Annotated in this window: 15 protein-coding genes; 11 read left to right on the top strand and 4 right to left on the bottom strand. The window is 60.4% G+C overall.

From position 1 onward, the window contains the following. Position 1: 1 nt before the first annotated feature. The 4 genes from moaD to C4J90_RS04980 all read right to left on the bottom strand — a co-directional run bounded on the left by moaD (position 2) and on the right by C4J90_RS04980 (position 3,670). On the bottom strand, positions 2–244 hold the full coding sequence (gene moaD, locus C4J90_RS04995; RefSeq protein ID WP_124361399.1) for a molybdopterin converting factor subunit 1: 243 nt from the start codon (positions 242–244) through the stop codon (positions 2–4). Next, entirely contained in the window at positions 241–714 is a 474-nt protein-coding gene (gene moaC / locus C4J90_RS04990; RefSeq protein ID WP_124361398.1) for a cyclic pyranopterin monophosphate synthase MoaC, read from the bottom strand. The genes moaD and moaC overlap by 4 nt, the downstream gene beginning before the upstream one ends. A 96-nt stretch (positions 715–810) precedes the next feature. After that, complete coding sequence (locus C4J90_RS04985) at positions 811–2,205, bottom strand: PhoH family protein (protein ID WP_057724660.1); 1,395 nt, start codon at positions 2,203–2,205, stop codon at positions 811–813. A 340-nt stretch (positions 2,206–2,545) separates the two neighbouring features. Next, positions 2,546–3,670 (bottom strand): polysaccharide deacetylase family protein, encoded by a 1,125-nt coding sequence (locus C4J90_RS04980; RefSeq protein ID WP_124419326.1) that lies wholly within the window; start codon positions 3,668–3,670, stop codon positions 2,546–2,548. A 132-nt stretch (positions 3,671–3,802) separates the two neighbouring features. On the opposite strand from C4J90_RS04980, the gene yaaA reads away from it, so the two are divergent. From yaaA to C4J90_RS04915, 11 genes are all read left to right on the top strand, one after another. Next, entirely contained in the window at positions 3,803–4,582 is a 780-nt protein-coding gene (gene yaaA, locus C4J90_RS04975; protein ID WP_124365907.1) for a peroxide stress protein YaaA, read from the top strand. An 876-nt stretch (positions 4,583–5,458) separates the two neighbouring features. Then, the gene (locus C4J90_RS04970; protein WP_124419325.1) at positions 5,459–6,775 is read left to right on the top strand and encodes a nucleotide sugar dehydrogenase; all 1,317 of its coding nucleotides are present in this window, start codon (positions 5,459–5,461) and stop codon (positions 6,773–6,775) included. A gap of 82 nt (positions 6,776–6,857) precedes the next feature. Continuing rightward, entirely contained in the window at positions 6,858–8,339 is a 1,482-nt protein-coding gene (gene alg8 / locus C4J90_RS04965) for a mannuronan synthase (protein ID WP_164484512.1), read from the top strand. A gap of 38 nt (positions 8,340–8,377) precedes the next feature. Beyond that, positions 8,378–9,544 carry an alginate biosynthesis protein Alg44 gene (locus C4J90_RS04955; protein WP_124357124.1) on the top strand — a complete coding sequence of 389 codons (1,167 nt, stop codon included), beginning with the start codon at positions 8,378–8,380 and terminating at the stop codon, positions 9,542–9,544. 131 nt (positions 9,545–9,675) lie between these two features. Next, the gene (gene algK, locus C4J90_RS04945; protein WP_124365904.1) at positions 9,676–11,055 is read left to right on the top strand and encodes an alginate biosynthesis TPR repeat lipoprotein AlgK; all 1,380 of its coding nucleotides are present in this window, start codon (positions 9,676–9,678) and stop codon (positions 11,053–11,055) included. Beyond that, the gene (locus C4J90_RS04940; RefSeq protein WP_124361390.1) at positions 11,052–12,539 is read left to right on the top strand and encodes an alginate export family protein; all 1,488 of its coding nucleotides are present in this window, start codon (positions 11,052–11,054) and stop codon (positions 12,537–12,539) included. The genes algK and C4J90_RS04940 overlap by 4 nt, the downstream gene beginning before the upstream one ends. Beyond that, positions 12,539–14,107, top strand: a complete 1,569-nt coding sequence (gene algG / locus C4J90_RS04935) for a mannuronan 5-epimerase AlgG (protein WP_124361389.1) — start codon at positions 12,539–12,541, stop codon at positions 14,105–14,107. Before C4J90_RS04940 ends, algG begins: the two co-directional genes overlap by 1 nt. An 11-nt stretch (positions 14,108–14,118) precedes the next feature. Next, entirely contained in the window at positions 14,119–15,567 is a 1,449-nt protein-coding gene (locus tag C4J90_RS04930; protein WP_124421187.1) for an alginate O-acetyltransferase, read from the top strand. 8 nt (positions 15,568–15,575) lie between these two features. Next, the gene (locus tag C4J90_RS04925) at positions 15,576–16,685 is read left to right on the top strand and encodes a mannuronate-specific alginate lyase (RefSeq protein ID WP_124361387.1); all 1,110 of its coding nucleotides are present in this window, start codon (positions 15,576–15,578) and stop codon (positions 16,683–16,685) included. A 188-nt stretch (positions 16,686–16,873) separates the two neighbouring features. Next, the gene (locus C4J90_RS04920; RefSeq protein WP_124361386.1) at positions 16,874–18,406 is read left to right on the top strand and encodes an MBOAT family protein; all 1,533 of its coding nucleotides are present in this window, start codon (positions 16,874–16,876) and stop codon (positions 18,404–18,406) included. An 11-nt stretch (positions 18,407–18,417) separates the two neighbouring features. Beyond that, entirely contained in the window at positions 18,418–19,605 is a 1,188-nt protein-coding gene (locus tag C4J90_RS04915) for an alginate O-acetyltransferase (protein ID WP_124361385.1), read from the top strand. The last annotated feature ends 2 nt before the right edge of the window (positions 19,606–19,607 follow it).

The following is a 19,607-nucleotide window of genomic DNA, read 5'->3' as shown; positions in this document are numbered from 1 at the left end:
TTCAGCCTCCGGTCACGGGTGGGAAAAACGCGATTTCGTCACCGGCCTCGACCGGCTCGTCGAGATTGCACAGCTCTTCGTTGCGCGCACACATCAGACTCGCCTCGTTGAGTACTGCGAACTCCAGGTCAGCGGCCAGTGCCAGGCGCACGGCATCAACGGTGGCAAACTCACCTTCCATTTCCAACGAATCAAAGCCCACCGCTTCGGCATATCGCGCAAAAAACAGTACGTTGATACTCATTGCTGGTCCGCCTTGAAATGCCCGCTTTTACCGCCAAGCTTTTCCAGCAGGCGAATACTTTCGATGGTCATGCCCCGGTCCACGGCCTTGCACATGTCGTAGATCGTCAGCGCTGCGACGCTGGCGGCGGTCAGCGCCTCCATCTCCACGCCGGTCTGGCCGGAGAGCTTGCAGCGCGCCAGGATGTACACGGCGTCGGCACCGTCGGCACGCAGTTCGACCTTGACGCCGGTAAGCATCAGCGGGTGGCACAGGGGGATCAGATCGCTGGTTTTCTTTGCCGCCTGGATCCCGGCGATGCGGGCCACGGCGAACACGTCGCCCTTGGGATGGGCGCCGTCGACAATCATTTGCAGGGTGCCGGGCAGCATGCGCACCCGCGCTTCGGCCACCGCTTCACGGAACGTCACGGCTTTGTCGGTGACGTCGACCATATGGGCGCGACCTTGGGAATCTAGATGAGTCAGCACAGAGCCTCCTTGAGGCAGCAAAAAAGCTACAAGCTGCAAGCGGCAAGTGAAAAGCTCACTGGACCAACTTGCAGCTTGTAGCTTAAAGCTTGCTACTCAGAGATGCGACTCTGCGTATTCGGCCAGGATCGAACGTGGCACCCCTTGCAGCGCGATGTGCACGCCGTTCGGGAAGTCTTTGAAGCGTTCCGTCAGGTAGGTCAGCCCGGAGCTGGTCGCGGACAGGTAAGGGGTGTCGATCTGCGCCAGGTTGCCCAGGCACACCACTTTGGAACCAGCGCCGGCACGGGTGATGATGGTTTTCATCTGGTGCGGGGTGAGGTTCTGGCATTCATCGATCAGGATCAGGCTTTGCTGGAAGCTGCGGCCTCGGATGTAGTTGAGGGATTTGAACTGCAACGGCACTTTGCTGAGGATGTAGTCGACGCTGCCATGAGTGTTTTCGTCATCCATGTGCAAGGCTTCGAGGTTGTCGGTGATCGCCCCCAGCCATGGCTCCATTTTTTCCGCTTCGGTGCCGGGCAGGAAACCGATTTCCTGGTCCAGACCCTGCACGCTACGGGTGGCGATGATGCGGCGATAGCGCTTGGTCACCATGGTCTGTTCGATAGCGGCGGCCAGGGCCAGGATGGTTTTGCCGGAGCCGGCGGCGCCGGTCAGGTTGACCAGGTGGATGTCCGGGTCGAGCAGCGCGTACAGCGCCAGGCTCTGGTAGATATCGCGCGGTTTCAGGCCCCAGGCTTCCTGGTGCAACAGGGGTTCCTGATGCAGGTCGAGGATCAGCAGCTTGTCGACCTGGATCTCTTTGATCCAGCCCACGAAGCCCTGCTCGTCGACGATGAATTCATTGATATGCACGGCCGGCAGGTTGTCGATCAACTGCACCTGGTGCCAGGTGCGGCCATGGTCCTGGCGGGTTTCGACCTTGCTGACGCGGTCCCAGAACGAGCCGGTCATCATGTGATAACCGCGCGACAACATCGACACGTCGTCAACCAGTTGGTCGGTGCTGTAGTCCTCGGCCGCGATCCCACACGCTCGGGCCTTGAGGCGCATATTGATGTCTTTGGTCACCAGCACCACGCGCAGGTCCTTGTCGCGCGCGTGCAGGTCGATCAATTGGTTGATGATCTTATTGTCGTTGAGGTTTTCCGGCAGCAGGCTGTTGGGCTCGTTGCGCTTGCTCATCAGGATCGACAGCAACCCCTTGGGCCCGCTTTTGCCGCGCTGGATCGGTACGCCGACTTCAACGTCCTCGGGCGAGGCTTCACCCAGGGTCTTGTCGATCAGGCGGATGGCCTGGCGGCATTCGGCGGCGACGCTGTGATGGCCGCTTTTGAGTTTGTCGAGTTCCTCCAGCACGATCATCGGGATGGCGACATGGTGTTCTTCAAAGTTAAGCAGTGCGTTTGGATCGTGAATCAGTACGTTGGTATCAAGCACATAAAGGATTGGCTGGTCGGAAGAAGGGGTGCGTCCATGATCATCCATACTCGGTCACCTTTGTGGGAGCCAGTCGACGCAATACCTGGGCGGTGCTGCGCCTCGATTCGACCACCGACCGCAGCTTGAGTGACGTCAAGTGCGGTGCCCACATGAGGAGTCTTGGAAGACGCCACCTGTGTTGCAGGGTTCGGCGATCTGACTTCGTAATACCGCAAAACCCATGACAGGAAAAAGCACTTTGACGCTTTTTTGAAGTTTATTTTTCAGGATGACGAATAGCACTAGCCGAGTGCCAGACAGGCCGTTAAAGTCGGAAGTCCGCCTGCTGCGAAATGTCGCAGCAATTCACCCCGAAAATGCCTCTCGCCCAACAGGGCCGGGCATTTCAGCGAAACGCCTCGCGGCAGTCCTGCCAACCCAGGCCACTTTGCGCCGTTGCCTGCAACAGCAGCGGCAATGCCACTCGCGCCTTGTCCTGGGTGTCATGAAACACAATCACCCCTTTGCGCCACAACAGCATCAGCGTCAGCACCCGTTGCGCCGATTCCTCGGCCTTGAGCTTGCCCGGATCGTCCTGGGAGTCGATGTCCCACAACGCCACCTGCAGACCTTGCGCCTGAAAGAACCCCTGGCTGTCCGCACGGCGCTGCCCGTAAGGCGGCCGGAACAGCGGCACATAGTTTTCCGGCAGCAGGTTCTGCACCAACGATGCGCTGCGGATGATCGAGTCTTGCCAGTCGACCCAATGGCTGTGGGAGCGATATTGCCAGCCCTGGCTGCCCACGCACTGCCCCTGGTACAGCGCCTGCACATCGGCCGCCGAGCTGCGTTCCACACGGGTCTGCAGGCTGCTGCCGAGGGCGAAGAACGTAGCGTTCATCTTTTGCTGGCGCAGGTAGTCGGCGAGCCAGTCGGTATTGCCGCCGACCGGTGCCGGCCCGCCGTCGAAGGTCAGCAGGAACATCCGGTCATTAAGCTCGTCACCATTGCGTTCATGATCACCGAAGCGCGCGACTTCGCTGCTGATCTGCGGCAACAACGCGGCCTTGCGCAGCAGTTCGTCCAGATAGCGCCCATGGAACTGCCGGCTGGGGGCGGCCCAGCCTATATAGAAAGAGTTGTCACTGACCTCGAATTTGCCGGCCTGCTCGCGCAGATCGTCCATGTTTTCCACCAGGTAGCAGAACGAGGCGTCTTGCTCACAGCTCTGCTGGGCAAACGTGTAGTTCTCCAGCAAACGTTGCCAGAGCTGGCGGCGCAGGTCGTCGATGGCCGCCAGGTTGATGATCTTAAGCCCCAGGCGTTGCTTGAGCGCGGCTTCGTCCTGGGCCTCGCTGAGGATCAAGCCATGGGCAAACATCAGGATTTCCGCACGCGAGGCGACGTCGAACAGCGCCGGGCTGCTGAGTTTTTCCGGCCAGGTGCCACGGTCGAGGCTGGCAACGTCAACGGGCGCGGCCTGCACATTCAGGCACCACAGGCACGCCGTCACAAAAAGCGCTAATCGCACTTGGGGTCTCCCTCTCCAGAGTTGCCGGCCATCATAGCGGATCGCGCCTATCACCATCATAGGTGGAGTCAAACCGCCCCAACCCCTAGAATCGCAGCCACGCTACACGCCACGATTTCTGGAGCCAACTTCATGCTGATGGTGATTTCCCCCGCCAAGACCCTCGATTTCGAGTCCAAGCCGGTAACCCCGCGCTTCACCCAGCCGCAATACCTCGATCATTCCCAAGAACTGATCGAGCAACTGCGCGAACTCAGCCCGGCGCAGATCAGTGAGTTGATGCACGTGTCCGACAAGATCGGTGGCCTCAACGCCGCCCGTTTCGGCAGCTGGACGCCCGCTTTCACGCCGGCCAATGCCAAACAGGCGCTGCTGGCGTTCAAGGGCGACGTATACACCGGCCTCAACGCCGAAACCTTCAGCGACGCCGACTTCAGCTACGCCCAGGATCACCTGCGTATGCTTTCCGGCCTGTACGGCCTGCTGCGCCCGCTGGACCTGATGATGCCGTATCGCCTGGAGATGGGCACCAAGCTGGCCAACGCCCGTGGCAAGGACCTCTATGCCTTCTGGGGCACGCGCATCAGCGAGTGGCTCAATGAGGCGCTGGCCGAACAAGGTGACGATGTGCTGCTCAACCTGGCGTCCAACGAGTATTTCTCGGCGGTCAAGCGCACGGCCCTGAACGCACGAGTCATCAACACCGAGTTCAAGGACCTGAAGAACGGCCAGTACAAGATCATCAGCTTCTACGCGAAAAAAGCCCGGGGCATGATGAGCCGGTTTGTGATCCAAGAGCGGATCAACGACCCGGCCAGGCTCAAGCAGTTCGATGCGCAGGGTTATCGCTTCAATGCGGAGCAGTCCAAGCCGGACAATCTGGTGTTTTTACGCGATCACGCACCGGAATAAGGCCTTAAACACACTGAGTATCAACTGTGGGAGGGGGCTTGCCCCCGATGGCGATGCAACAGTCACCTCTACAGGGACTGATACACCGCTATCGGGGGCAAGCCCCCTCCCACATTTTGTTCTGTATTCCAAATGAGAATCGTCATTTATTTGGCGCCAGAAAAACATCCAGACACAACTCTAACAATTTCTTCACTCGACACTCGTCGGTTTTTTTCGTAGTGGCACCACTTTTTTTAAACAGTAGTGGCACAAAACTATCTCAACGTTCCAACTCCCCACAACTACTGGCCTAAATAGCAAGTGCTATCACTATAGTACCAGTGCCATCTTCTCTAATATTTCAAAAAATTTCCGGAAACAGGATGAGCGGCCAGGAACTTCATCCTGAAGCACCGCTCATACCACCGGTAACGAAATTCTCTGCTGCTGTAAGAGATGACTTACATAACGACCAACGGAAGTAGTCAAGTTGTCATCGAACACTTTGACTCTATGGTCACAACATCAACTGATCGAGTTAAGGGTGGCGATAAGTACGCATTGCTATCCCCTACAGGCCAAGGCAGCGCCTGACCTAAATGAGCCGTGCATGCACTCAAGGCATTGATAAAAAAGGCGTTTTGCCTGCATCAAAACCTTGCAGCACCGGCGCCGGAGCCTTCCTCCAAGGGAGCCCGGCTGCATTTCAGGGCAAGCCCCAATAATAAGGCCTGGTCGCGCACAACTTGAGTGCAATAGTTAGTCACTCGTTATTCAACATGCCTGCACGCGGTAAGTCGGCGTCTATTCGCCCAACTTTCGCGGCATCAGTGACGCTTGCAAACATGAACTCCGGCCATCTAATGGCATGATTTAAATACAGAGGTAATTGCGATGCGCATCAGCATATTTGGTTTGGGTTACGTTGGCGCAGTGTGTGCCGGTTGCCTGTCTGCCCGTGGCCACGAAGTGGTCGGCGTAGACATCTCCAAGGAAAAGATCGACCTGATCAACGCCGGCAAATCGCCGATCGTTGAACCGGGTCTGGGCGAGCTGTTGAGCCAGGGTATCCAGACGGGCCGGCTGCGTGGCACTACCAATTTCGCCGAAGCCATTCGCGATACCGATTTGTCGATGATTTGCGTCGGCACGCCGAGCAAGAAAAACGGCGACCTGGAACTCAACTACATCGAATCGGTATGCCGCGAGATCGGCTTTGTCCTGCGTAACAAGACCACCCGCCACACCATCGTGGTGCGCAGCACCGTACTGCCCGGCACCGTGGCCAACGTGGTGATCCCGATCCTCGAAGACTGCTCCGGCAAGAAAGCCGGCGTCGACTTCGGCGTTGCGGTCAACCCGGAATTCCTGCGCGAATCCACCGCCATTGCTGACTACGACCAGCCGCCAATGACCGTTATCGGCGAATTCGACACAGCCTCCGGCGATGTCCTGCAGTCGCTGTACGAAGAACTCGACGCGCCGATCATCCGCAAGGACATCGCTGTCGCCGAGATGATCAAGTACACCTGCAACGTGTGGCATGCCACCAAAGTCACCTTCGCCAATGAAATCGGCAATATCGCCAAGGCCGTCGGCGTCGATGGTCGTGAAGTGATGGACGTGGTCTGCCAGGACAAGACCCTCAACCTGTCCCAGTACTACATGCGCCCAGGCTTCGCGTTCGGCGGCTCGTGCCTGCCAAAAGACGTACGCGCCCTGACCTACCGCGCCGGTTCCCTGGACGTGGAAGCGCCGCTGCTCAACTCACTGATGCGCAGTAACGAGTCCCAGGTGCAGAACGCTTTCGACATCGTTTCCAGCCACGACAAACGCAAAGTCGCCCTGCTGGGCCTGAGCTTCAAGGCCGGTACCGACGACCTGCGCGAAAGCCCATTGGTGGAACTGGCGGAAATGCTGATCGGCAAGGGTTACGACCTGAGCATCTACGACAGCAACGTCGAATACGCCCGCGTACACGGTGCGAACAAGGACTACATCGAAGGCAAGATCCCTCACGTGTCGTCCCTGCTCAACTCGGACTTCGACGAAGTGATCAACAACTCCGACGTGATCATCCTGGGTAACCGCGACGAGAAATTCCGTGCCCTGGCGCATAACGCCCCGGATGGCAAGCAAGTGGTCGACCTGGTGGGCTTCATGTCCAAGGCCACCAGCGTAAGCGGCCGTACCGAAGGTATTTGCTGGTAACAGCACGGCAAGTTTCAGGCTGCAAGTGTCTTTATCCCCAGCGCTTGCAGCCTGAAACCTCCTCTCCTTGCGGATGACGCTTATGTCCAAGTTAAAACATGTATTCCTGCAAGCCGCCGGTTGGCTGTTGTTCCTCAGCCTGCTGATGGGACTCGCCCTGGCGTTGCCGGCGAGCACCTTCGATTCGCAATCGAAGAACTTTATTTTCCTGATTGGCGCCGTCGGTATCTGGCGCTACTCGATGGGTGCAACGCATTTCTTTCGCGGCATGCTATTCCTCTACGTGGTCTACCCGCACCTGCGCCGCAAAGTGCGCAAGCTGGGCAAGGCCGCCGACCCATCCCATGTGTTCCTGATGGTCACCAGTTTTCGTATCGACGCGCTGACCACCGCGCAGGTCTACAGCTCGGTGATTCGCGAAGCCATCGAATGTGGCTTCCCCACCACCGTGGTCTGCTCGCTGGTGGAAATGTCCGATGAACTGCTGGTCAAGAGCCTGTGGGAAAAACTCAACCCGCCGGATCACGTCAAGCTCGACTTCGTGCGCATCGCCGGTACCGGCAAGCGTGACGGCCTGGCCTTCGGTTTTCGCGCCATCTCGCGCCACCTGCCGGATGACCGCGCCGTGGTGGCCGTGATCGATGGCGACACCGTGCTCGCCGAGGGCGTGGTGCGCAAGACCGTGCCGTGGTTCCAATTGTTCGGCAATGTCGGCGGCCTGACCACCAACGAGTTCTGCGAAGTGCGCGGCGGCTACATCATGAGCGAATGGCACAAACTGCGCTTCGCCCAACGCCACATCAACATGTGCTCCATGGCCCTGTCCAAGCGCGTGCTGACCATGACCGGGCGGATGTCGGTGTTCCGCGCCAGCGTGGTGACCGACCCAGGCTTTATCGCCGACGTGGAAAGCGACTCGCTGCAACACTGGCGCCTGGGCCGCTTCAAGTTTCTGACCGGCGACGATAAATCCAGCTGGTTCAGCCTGATGCGCCTGGGCTACGACACCTTCTACGTGCCCGATGCCGCGATCAATACCGTGGAGCACCCACCGGAAAAGAGCTTCATCAAGGCCAGCCGCAAACTGATGTTCCGCTGGTACGGCAATAACCTGCGCCAGAACTCTCGCGCCCTGGGCCTGGGTGTACGCCGCCTCGGTCTGTTCACCAGCGTGGTGCTGTTCGACCAGCGCGTGTCGATGTGGACCTCCCTGCTCGGCCTGACCGTGGCGATCATCGCCACCTTCAAGTACGGCGGCGCGTTCATCCTCGCGTACCTGCTGTGGATCGGCATCACCCGCCTGATTCTCACCCTGCTGCTGTCGTGCTCCGGCCACAAGATCGGCCCGGCCTACCCGCTGATTCTCTATTACAACCAGATCATGGGCGCGTTGGTGAAGATCTACGTGTTCTTCCGCCTTGATCAACAGTCCTGGACCCGCCAGGACACCAAACTGACCCGCGATTTGGCCAGCTTTCAACGTTGGTTCAACACCTGGTCGTCTCGGACCATGACCTTCTCCGCCGGCAGCATCTTCGTTGCCGTGTTGCTGATGATGGTCTGACCCTGCCAAGCCTGAATTAACCAAGGAATTACACCGTCATGAACAGCCAAGTAAACGCCAACGTTGTCCACGAATCCGAAGCCCAGCGCCAGCACGCCCGGGTAAAAATCCCGGCCAAGCTGCGCTTTTTCAACAGCGACCGCACGCCGACCGAGGCCAAGGTCATCGACCTGTCCGCCGGCGGCCTGGCGTTCACCGCCACCCAGCCGCTCACCATCGGCCAGGTGCACAAGGGTCGCCTGCAGTTCGTCATCGATAACCTCGGCTTGGCGATGGACGTGGAGCTGCAGATTCGCTCTTACGACCGCCAGACCGGCCGCACCGGTTGCCAGTTCCAGAACCTCGATGCCCAGGACATTTCCACCCTGCGCCACTTGATCACCTCGCACCTGTCGGGCGACATCGTGACCATGGGCGACGTGCTCGCCACCCTGCAACGCGACAACTTCACCAAGGCGCGCAAGGTCAAGGACGGCGGCAGCGGCATGACCGCGTTCGGGCGCCTGCGCGCCGTGACGTTCAGCCTGGCGATCTTCCTGGTGGGCCTGGCGGCCTTCGGTTTTGTCTTCAAGTCGCTGTACGGCATGTACTTCGTCAGCCACGCCCAGGCCGGGCTTGTCAGCGTACCGGGCATGAACGTGACCATGCCGCGCGACGGCACCGTGCAAAGCCTGCTCAAAGGTGACGCGGTAGCGGCCAAAGGCGCGCCACTGGCCACCTTCAGCACCAGCATGCTCGATGTGCTCAAGGGCCACCTGGACGAAGACCAACTGCAACCGGCCAAGGTCGAAGAGCTGTTCGGCAAGCAAATGACCGGCACCCTGACCTCGCCGTGCGATTGCGTGGTCGCCCAGCAATTGGTCGCCGACGGCCAGTACGCCAGCAAGGGTGATGTGATCTTCCAACTGGTGCCACGCGGCAGCCAGGCCAATGTGGAAGCCCGCTTCAGCTATCGCCAGTTCGGTGATGTGCGCCCAGGTACGCCGGTGAGCTTCCAGGTCGCCGACGAAGAACAGGTACGCACCGGCACCATCGTCAGCAGCACCAGCCTGAACAGCGCCGACCTGTCTTCGGACATCCGCGTGCAGATCAAGCCTGACGCCCCGCTGGACAGCACCTACGCCGGCCGCCCGGTAGAAGTCACCAGCGACCGTGGCCCTTCGCTGAACTGGCTGATCGATAAAGCCATGGCTCACGGTCTGTAAGCGAGGACATGCCTGTGAACCCTATTTCAAGAACAACACAATCCCTGTGGGAGCGGGCTTGCTCGCGATGGGATCAGCGCGGTTTGCCTGGCGGACCGAGTCGCCTGCATCGGGGGCAAGCCCCCTCCCACATGGGTTCGGTGGCGTTGCTGGCGATTGCGGTGAGCCTGGCCGGTTGTGCCGGCCTGCCTGACCAACGCCTGGCCAACGAAGCATTGAAACGCGGCGACACCGTCACCGCGCAACAGAATTACCAGCAGCTGGCTGACCTGGGCTACAGCGAGGCCCAAGTGGGCCTGGCCGACATCCAGGTAGGCACTCGTGACCCGGCGCAAATCAAACAGGCCGAAGCCACTTACCGTGCTGCGGCGGACACCTCGCCCCGCGCCCAGGCACGTCTTGGCCGCCTGCTGGTGGCCAAGCCCGGCGCCACCGAAGCCGAGCACCACGAAGCCGAAAGCCTGCTGAAAAAAGCCTTTGCCAATGGCGAAGGCAACACCCTGATCCCGCTGGCGATGCTGTACCTGCAATACCCGCACAGCTTCCCCAACGTGAATGCCCAGCAGCAGATCAGCAAATGGCAAGCGGCGGGTTATCCAGAGGCCGGCCTGGCCCAGGTGCTGCTGTACCGCACCCAGGGCACCTACGACCAGCATCTGGATGATGTGGAGCGCATCTGCAAAGCCGCGCTGAACACCACCGATATCTGCTACGTCGAGCTGGCCACGGTCTACCAGAAAAAAGCCCAGCCGGAACAACAGGCCGAACTGCTCAAGCAGATGGAAGCAGGCTACAGCCGTGGCACCGTCACCGCCCAACGTGTCGACAGCGTCGCCCGCGTGCTGGGCGATGCCACCCTCGGCACGCCGGACGAGAAAACCGCCCAGGCCCTGCTGGAAAAAATCGCCCCTGGCTACCCGGCGTCCTGGGTCAGCCTGGCGCAACTGCTCTACGACTTCCCCGAACTGGGCGACGTCGACCAGATGATGAAGTACCTCGACAACGGCCGTGCCGCCGACCAGCCACGCGCAGAATTGCTCTTGGGCAAGCTCTACTACGAAGGCAAGTGGGTGCCCGCCGACGCCAAGGCCGCCGAAGCCCATTTCGAAAAAGCCGTGGGCCGTGAAGTGGCCGCCGATTACTACCTCGGCCAGATCTACCGCCGTGGCTACCTGGGCAAGGTCTATCCGCAAAAAGCCCTGGACCACCTGCTGACCGCTGCGCGCAACGGCCAGAACAGCGCCGACTTCGCCATTGCTCAACTGTTTTCCCAAGGCAAGGGCACCAAGCCCGACCCGCTGAACGCCTATGTCTTCAGCCAGTTGGCCAAGGCCCAGGACACGCCAGAGGCCAATGAGCTGGCCACCCAGCTTGAAGCCCCGCTGACGCCTGAGCAACGCGCCGAAGGCCAACGCCTGGTGCAGCAGGAACTGGCCGCCCGCGGCACCCTGGCCCAAAGCACGCTGCAACTGCACGCCCTGCAAGAAGAAGACGGCGAGGAATCCCTATGAAGCTCAACCCATTCGTCAAGGCCGGCATCGGCCTGTCCTTCGCCCTGCTGTGGTCGTGCCCGACCCTGGCCGCGCTGACCGAAGCCAAGAACTTCGGCCTGGAAGTCAAAGCCACCGCGCAGTCCGAAGACGATCGCGACCTGGGTACCCAGAAAGGCGGCGACGTCAACGGCATCGGCCTCGACCTGCGCCCGTGGATCTACGCCGAAAGCGGCGCGTGGAGCGCCTACGCCATGGGCCAGGCGGTGGTGTCCAGCGACATCATCGAGACCGACACCCTGCAGCAGTCGGCGGATGACACCACCGAACAATCGAGCAACGACGACCGCAAGGCCAAGAAGAACTACCTGGCCCTGCGCGAGTTCTGGGTCGGCTACAGCGGCTTCACGCCCTACCCCGGCGAGCTCCTCAAGTTCGGTCGCCAGCGCCTGCGCAATGACGACGGCCAATGGCGCGACACCAATATCGAAGCGCTGAACTGGACCTTCGACACCACCCTGCTCAAGGCCAACGTCGGCGCCGCCGAGCGTTTCAGCGAATACCGCACCGACCTCAAGGAACTGTCGCCCAAGGACAAGGACCGCCAGCACTTCTACGCCGACGCCGCCTACCAGTGGACGCCGGGCCAGTGGATCGGCCTGCGCGGCCACCACACCCATGACGACGGCAAGCTCGACTACGCCGAACCGGGCGTGGCCAGCGACCCGCTGGACAAACGCGAAAACGGCGACCTGACCTGGCTCGGCATTGAAGCCAACAGCGACGCCTATAACTGGCGCAACACCAACACCGTCAACTACTGGGCGAGCATCACCGGCATGCGCGGCGACCGCGACACCGTCAACGCCTTGAACGCCGACGGCACCCGCCCCACCAACGCCAAGCGCAGCGATGACGTGAGCGGGTGGGCCACCGATATCGGCGTGCGCCTGCGCCTCGATCCGCAGTGGCAAGTGGGCGCGGCCTATTCGCGCGCCAGTGCCGAGTACGAACAGAACGGCCTGCAAAGCAACCGTTCGAACTGGACCGGTACCCAGTCCCGGGTGCATCGCTTCGGCGAAGCGTTTCGCGGCGAAATGAACAACATGCAGTCCATGAGCCTGTTCGGTTCCTGGCAGCTGCGCGAGGACTACGACGCCAGCCTGGTGTACCACAAGTTCTGGCGCGTCGACGGCAACAAGCCGGTGGGCAGCAACGGCATCGATGCGGTGCAGAACAACACCGATGACGTGACTGGCGCGATCCTGTCGAGCACGTCCCTGCCCCTTGAAGATGGCAAGAAAGACCTGGGCCAGGAGATGGACCTGGTCGTCACCAAGTACTTCAAGAAAGGCCTGTTGCCGGCAGCGCTCAGCCAGTCGATCGACGAGCCGTCGGCGCTGGTACGCCTGCGCGCCGGTGTGTTCAAACCGGGCGATGCCTATGGCAGCCAGGTCGACTCGTACATGCACCGCGCCTTTGTCGACGTGATCTGGAAATTCTGATGGGAGCCTGCGCAATGAATGCTCAAAGCCTACTCGTCGCGGCAATGCTGGTGGCCAGTGCCCCAGCGTTCGCCGATACGGCGGCCAAGGCGCCGACCATCGCCAAGGAACTGCAACAGGCCAAGACCTACACCATTTCCAGCCCGCCGACCGCGCCGCTGGAAATGGCCAAGCCGGCGCTGCCCGATCTGTCGGGCTACACCGCTGCGGCCATGGAAAAGAAAATCGTCAGAAGCAAACCGGGCAAGGTCAGCATCCGCCGCATGATGCAGGAAGACGCCCTCAAGGACTTTATCGGCGGCGATAACAAGATGGCCGAATGGGTGGTGCGCCAGCATGGCATTCCCCAGGCGATCTTTGTCGACGATGGCTACATGAACCTCAAGGACCTGCTGGGCAAGGTGCCCAAGCAGTACTTCAGCGAGACGTCGCCGGGTGTGTTCCTGGCCAAGTTGCCGATCGTGGTCGGCCGTAAAGGCATCCTCGATATCGACAAGCAGACCCAGGAATTGCGCCTGTCCCAGCAAGCCGGTTCGTTTTTGATCAACGACGGCCAACTGTTCGTGCGTGACACCAAAGTCACCGGTTGGGATGAAAAAACCAACGGCCCGGCGCTGTTCAAGTCGCCCAAGGAATTCCGCCCGTTCCTGCTGGCCTGGGGCGGCACCGAGACCTACATTTCCAAGACCAAAATGGCCAGCTTCGGCTACGCCAACAGTAAGTCGTACGGGGTGAGTATTTCCCAGTACACGCCGAACATGGCCAAGGTGCTCAAGCGTCCTGAACCGACCGGCTGGATCATCGATTCCGAGTTCTCGGACATGTGGTACGGCTTCTACTGCTACGAAACCACCGGCTTTGTGATCAAGGGCAATACCTACAAAGACAACATCGTCTACGGCATTGACCCCCATGACCGTTCCCACGGCCTGATCATCGCCGACAACACCGTGTACGGCACCAAGAAGAAGCACGGCATCATCATTTCCCGAGAAGTGAACGACAGCTTCATCTTCAACAACCGCAGCTATGACAACAAGCTCTCGGGCCTGGTGATCGACCGTAACAGCGTCAACAACCTGATCGCCGACAACGAGATCTACCGCAACCACACCGACGGCATCACCCTCTATGAGAGCGGTGACAACCTGCTGTGGGGCAACAAGGTGATCAGCAACCGTCGCCACGGCATCCGCATACGTAACAGCGTGAACATCAAGCTGTACGAAAACACCGCCATGGCCAACGGCCTGACCGGTGTGTACGGCCACATCAAGGATCTGACCGACACCGACCGCGACATCGCCCTTGACCCGTTCGACGCCAAGGTCTCGCTGATCGTGGTCGGCGGTGAACTGGCGGGCAACGGCAGCGGGCCGTTGTCCATCGACTCGCCGCTGAGTATCGAGTTGTACCGCGTGTCGATGCTGGCGCCGACCAAATCCAGCGGCATCAGCTTCTCCGGCGTTCTTGGCGAGCGCCAGGAAGAGATTCTCGACCTGCTGGTACGCCAGCAGAAAGCCGTGCTGATCGACCCTGTCGAACGCCAGACCGAAATGCAGGACTGAGGATGACCCTTATGCACCCACACATGATCAAATTGCTGAGCCTCTCGGGTCTGACCCTCGGCCTGCTCGCGGCCAGCCAGGGCGTGCGCGCCGACGAGGTGAAAGCACCGACGTTCACCGCCGAGCCGTGCTGCAGCCTGTGCCCGGCGGCCCATGACGCGAAGAACTACACTACGCGCTACCAGCAGAACTTCACCACCTTGGTGCAAGCCCAGGGCGACTGGCTGTTCCGGACCCAGGAAGACCTGCGCACCGAATTCGACACCACCCCGGCCGGCTACAAGCGCATGCAGCAGTTGCACGATGCGTTCAAAGCCAAGGGCGTGGAACTGGTGGTGGTCTACCAGCCGACCCGTGGCCTGGTGAACCGCAACAAGCTCAACCCCGAGGAAAAGGCCAAGTACGATTTCGACAAGGCCCTGACCAACTACAAGACCATGCTCGGCCGCTTCGCCAAGATGGGCTACGTGGTGCCGGACCTCTCGCCGCTGACCAACGAGCAGTTGCCGGATGAACTGCCGGCCCACGACTTTTACTTCCGTGGCGACCAGCACTGGACCCCTTATGGCGCCCAGCGCACCGCGAAAATCGTCGCGGCCAAGGTCAAGCAGATGCCGGAATACGCCGATATTCCCAAGCGCGAATTCGAGACCAAGCGCTCGGGCCGCATGGGCAAGACCGGCACCCTGCACAACATGGCCGGGCAGCTGTGCGGCACCAGCTATGCGATCCAGTACATGGACCAATTCACCACCGAGCCCAAGGGCGAAGCCGGTGACGGCGACCTGTTCAGCGATTCGGGCAACCCGCAGATCACCCTGGTGGGCACCAGCCACAGCGGCAAGAACTACAACTTCGCCGGCTTCCTGCAGGAGGAAATCGGTGCCGACATCCTCAATGTCGCCTTCCCCGGCGGTGGTCTGGAAGGCTCGATGATCCAGTACCTGGGCAGCGAAGAGTTCCAGAAAAACCCGCCAAAAATCCTGATCTGGGAATTCTCGCCGCTGTACCGTCTCGATCAGGAAACCATCTACCGCCAGATGATGGCGCTGCTCGACAACGGCTGTGAGGGCAAGACCGCACAGATGTCAGCCAGCACCACGCTCAAACCAGGCAAAAACGAACTGATGATCAACAGCGCGAACAAAGACCTGCGCAACGCCAACCATCAGGTCGATATCCGCTTCGCCGATCCGTCGGTGAAAACCTTGCAAGCCACCCTCTGGTACATGAACGGGCGCCACGAGGACATCAAGATCGAAAAACCCGAGACATCCGATACAGACGGGCGTTTCGCCTTTGAATTGCGCACCGATGAAGACTGGGCCTCGCAGAACTTGCTGGCCGTGGAAGTGCAGGGCCCGGAAAAGGGTGCTGCGGCGCAGAAGGTCGAAGCGAAAATTTGCACACGCAACGTATTCCCAAGCGGTGGTCAGCAGACCGCCCAGCTCGGGAAGTGAGGTTACTTATGCAAAAGTTATTGCTGCCCACCCTGCTAGGCCTGGCGATGTTTGCCGGCTCCGTCAACGCCGCCGCACCCCTGCGGCCGCCCCAGGGCTATTTTGCACCGATCGAAGCGTTCAAGACCGGCGACTTCAAGGAAAACTGCGACGCCATGCCGACGCCCTACACCGGGCCTCTGCAATTTCGCAGCAAGTACGAAGGCTCCGACAAGGCGCGTTCGACCCTGAACGTGCAATCGGAACAGGCCTTTCGCGACAGCACCGCCGACATCACCAAGCTGGAAAAAGACACCAGCAAGCGCGTGATGCAGTTCATGCGCGACGGTCGTCCGCAGCAGCTCGAATGCACGCTGAACTGGCTGGTGTCGTGGGCCAAGGCTGATGCGTTGATGTCCAAGGACTTCAACCACACCGGCAAGTCGATGCGCAAATGGGCGCTGGGCAGCATGGCCTCGGCCTATGTGCGCTTGAAATTCTCCGACTCGCACCCGCTGGCCAACCATCAGCAGGAATCGCAACTGATCGAGGCCTGGTTCAACAAGCTGGCCGATCAAGTGGTGAGCGACTGGGACAACCTGCCGCTGGAAAAAACCAACAACCACTCGTACTGGGCCGCCTGGTCGGTGATGGCAACGTCCATCGCCACTAACCGTCGCGACCTGTTCGATTGGGCTGTCAAGGAATACAAGGTCGGGGTGAACCAGGTCGACGACCAAGGCTTCCTGCCCAACGAATTGAAGCGTCAGCAACGGGCTTTGTCGTATCACAACTACGCCCTGCCGCCGCTGTCGATGATCGCCAGCTTTGCCTTGGTCAACGGTGTGGACCTGCGCCAGGAAAACAACAGTGCGCTCAAGCGCCTGGGCGACAAGGTACTCGCCGGGGTGAAAGACCCGGACATCTTCGAACAGAAGAACGGCAAGGAGCAGGACATGAAGGATTTGAAGCAGGCGATGAAATTCGCCTGGCTTGAGCCGTTCTGCACCCTCTACACCTGCGCCCCGGATGTGCTCGAACGCAAGCATGGCATGCAGCCATTCAAGACGTTCCGCCTGGGTGGTGACCTGACCAAGGTCTACGACCCGACGCACGAAAAAGGCAACAAAGGCAGCTAGTCGCTGATCGTTCCCACGCTCCGCGTGGGAATGCAGCACGGGACGCTCTGCGTCCCAAAGCGTGACGCTGAGCGTCACAAGAGGCATTCCCACGCAGAGCGTGGGAACGATCAAAGCCTCCCCCGAAATCGCGGGGGGGTTTGGGGGGCTCTGGCCCTTGACTGTTGGTTAAACATGGAGAGATCGGGATGGTTTTCTCGTCCAATGTGTTCCTGTTTCTGTTCTTGCCGATCTTTCTCGGCTTGTACTACTTGAGCGGGCAACGCTATCGCAACCTGCTGCTGCTGATTGCCAGCTATGTGTTCTACGCCTGGTGGCGAGTGGACTTCCTGGCTTTGTTCGCCGCAGTGACCCTGTGGAATTACTGGATCGGCCTCAAGGTCGGCGCCGCCGGCGTGCGCACCAAACCGGCCCAACGCTGGCTGTTGCTCGGCGTGGCAGTCGACCTGTGCATCCTCGGCTACTTCAAGTACGCCAACTTCGGCGTCGACAGCATCAACGTGATGATGAAGTCGATGGGCCTGGAGCCGTTCATCCTCACCCACGTGCTGTTGCCGATTGGTATCTCGTTCTACATCTTCGAGTCCATCAGCTACATCATCGACGTATACCGTGGCGATACGCCGGCGACGCGCAACCTGATCGACTTCGCGGCGTTCGTGGCGATCTTCCCGCACCTGATCGCCGGCCCCGTGTTGCGTTTTCGCGACCTGGCCGACCAGTTCAACAACCGCACCCACACCCTCGACAAGTTCTCCGAGGGCTGCACGCGGTTCATGCAGGGTTTCATCAAGAAGGTGTTTATCGCCGACACCCTGGCGGTAGTCGCGGATCACTGCTTCGCCTTGCAAAACCCAACTACGGGGGATGCCTGGCTCGGTGCGCTGGCCTACACCGCACAGTTGTATTTCGACTTCTCCGGCTACAGCGACATGGCCATCGGCCTGGGCCTGATGATGGGTTTCCGCTTCATGGAAAACTTCAAGCAGCCGTACATCAGCCAGTCGATCACCGAGTTCTGGCGGCGCTGGCACATCAGCCTGTCGACCTGGTTGCGCGATTACCTGTACATCACCCTGGGCGGCAACCGCAAAGGTACGCTGACCACCTATCGCAACCTGTTCCTGACCATGCTGCTCGGTGGCCTGTGGCACGGCGCCAACATCACCTACATCGTGTGGGGTGCCTGGCACGGCATGTGGCTGGCGATTGAAAAAGCCATCGGCCTCAACACCGCGCCGCGCAGCTTCAATGTGCTGCGCTGGGCCTTCACCTTCCTGCTGGTGGTGATGGGCTGGGTGATCTTCCGCGCGGAAAACCTGCACGTCGCCGGGCGTATGTACGGTGCGATGTTCAGCTTTGGCGAATGGTCGCTGTCGGAACTCAACCGCGCCAGCCTCACCGGCCTGCAAGTGGCGACCCTGGTGGTGGCCTACGCAACGCTGGCGTTCTTCGGCCTGCGTGATTTCTACCGCAATCGCCCTGCCGACAAAACCAAGCCGAGCGATCCGAGCCTGATCAAGGCCGTACCGGGCGACAACCCCGGCAGCATCCACGAGCCTGGCTTCACGGTGGGCCGTGACGCCGCCGTGCAACCGGCCTACTGGACCGCTGACTGGCCACGCTACGCCATGCGCGCCGCCGTGCTGCTGCTGTTCGTGGCGTCGATCCTGAAACTGTCGGCGCAGAGTTTCTCGCCGTTCCTTTACTTCCAATTCTGAGGGAGCCGACCATGACCCGTTCATTACGCGTCCTCTATATCGGCCTGTTCCTGGTGGTGCTGTTGGCCCTGGGCGCCTGGTCGCTGCGCAGTTTCTTCGGCTTCAGCACTAATGCCGATGCCACCGTGCTCAACGGTCGCTGGACCAAAGCCGTCGAGACCCATTACGACGACGAGTTCCCGATCAAGCGCCTGGGCACCAACCTTTGGGCGGCGCTTGACTACAAGCTGTTCAATGAAGGCCGCCCTGGCGTGGTGCTGGGCCGCGATCATTGGTTGTACAGCGACGAGGAGTTCAACCCTGCCGTCAACGAAGACCAGAACCTGCAGGGCAATTACGCGCTGGTCGAAGGCGTGCGCCAGAAGCTCAAGGCCCAGGGCATCCAGCTGGTGATGGCGATCGTGCCGGCCAAGGTGCGCCTGTATCCGGAGCACCTGGGTGAAGTGAAACCGGCGAGCATCCACGCCAACCTGTACCAGGACTTCCACGCCCGTGTCGCGGCGGACAAGATCATCGCCCCGGACCTGCTCGGCCCGCTGCAACAGGCCAAGCTGGGCGGCAAGCAAGTGTTCCTGCGCACCGACACCCACTGGACACCGGACGGTGCCGAAATCGCCGCCAAGCAATTGGCCAAGGCGATTGCCGATAAAACTCCGCTCAACGGTGAGCCGCAGCGCTTTGTTACCGAAGCGGAAAAGACCGAGCCGCATAAAGGCGACCTGCGTCTGTTCCTGCCGCTGGACCCGCTGTTCGAAAACCTGATGCCGCCTAAAGAGCCGCTGGAAAAACGCGTGACGCACCTGGCCCAAACCCAGGGCGACGACGCGCTGTTCAGCGACAGCCAAACCCCGGTGGCACTGGTCGGCACCAGCTACAGCGCCAACCCCAACTGGAACTTCGTCGGCGCCCTCAAGCAAGCCCTGGGCAGCGACGTGGTCAGCTACGCCGAAGACGGCCACGGCCCGATCCTGCCGATGCTCAGCTACCTGAAAAGTGATGACTTCAAGAACAGCCCGCCGCAGGTGCTGATCTGGGAGTTCCCTGAACGCTATCTGCCCGTCAACAACGAAATCGGTGATGCCGACCCATCATGGGTTGCGCAACTTAAACAAGCCGGTTCGCGCCAACAAAACATGGCACAGAACACCCCCGCTTTTAAAAATCAGAAATCCGAGACGCCCGACCGGGCGCAAAACTGAAA

The sequence above is a fragment of the Pseudomonas sp. R2-60-08W genome (assembly GCF_003852335.1).
Classification (GTDB): Bacteria; Pseudomonadota; Gammaproteobacteria; order Pseudomonadales; family Pseudomonadaceae; genus Aquipseudomonas.
The sequence above is the reverse complement of the archived record's forward strand: the minus strand, read 5'-3'. Positions and strand labels throughout refer to the sequence as shown.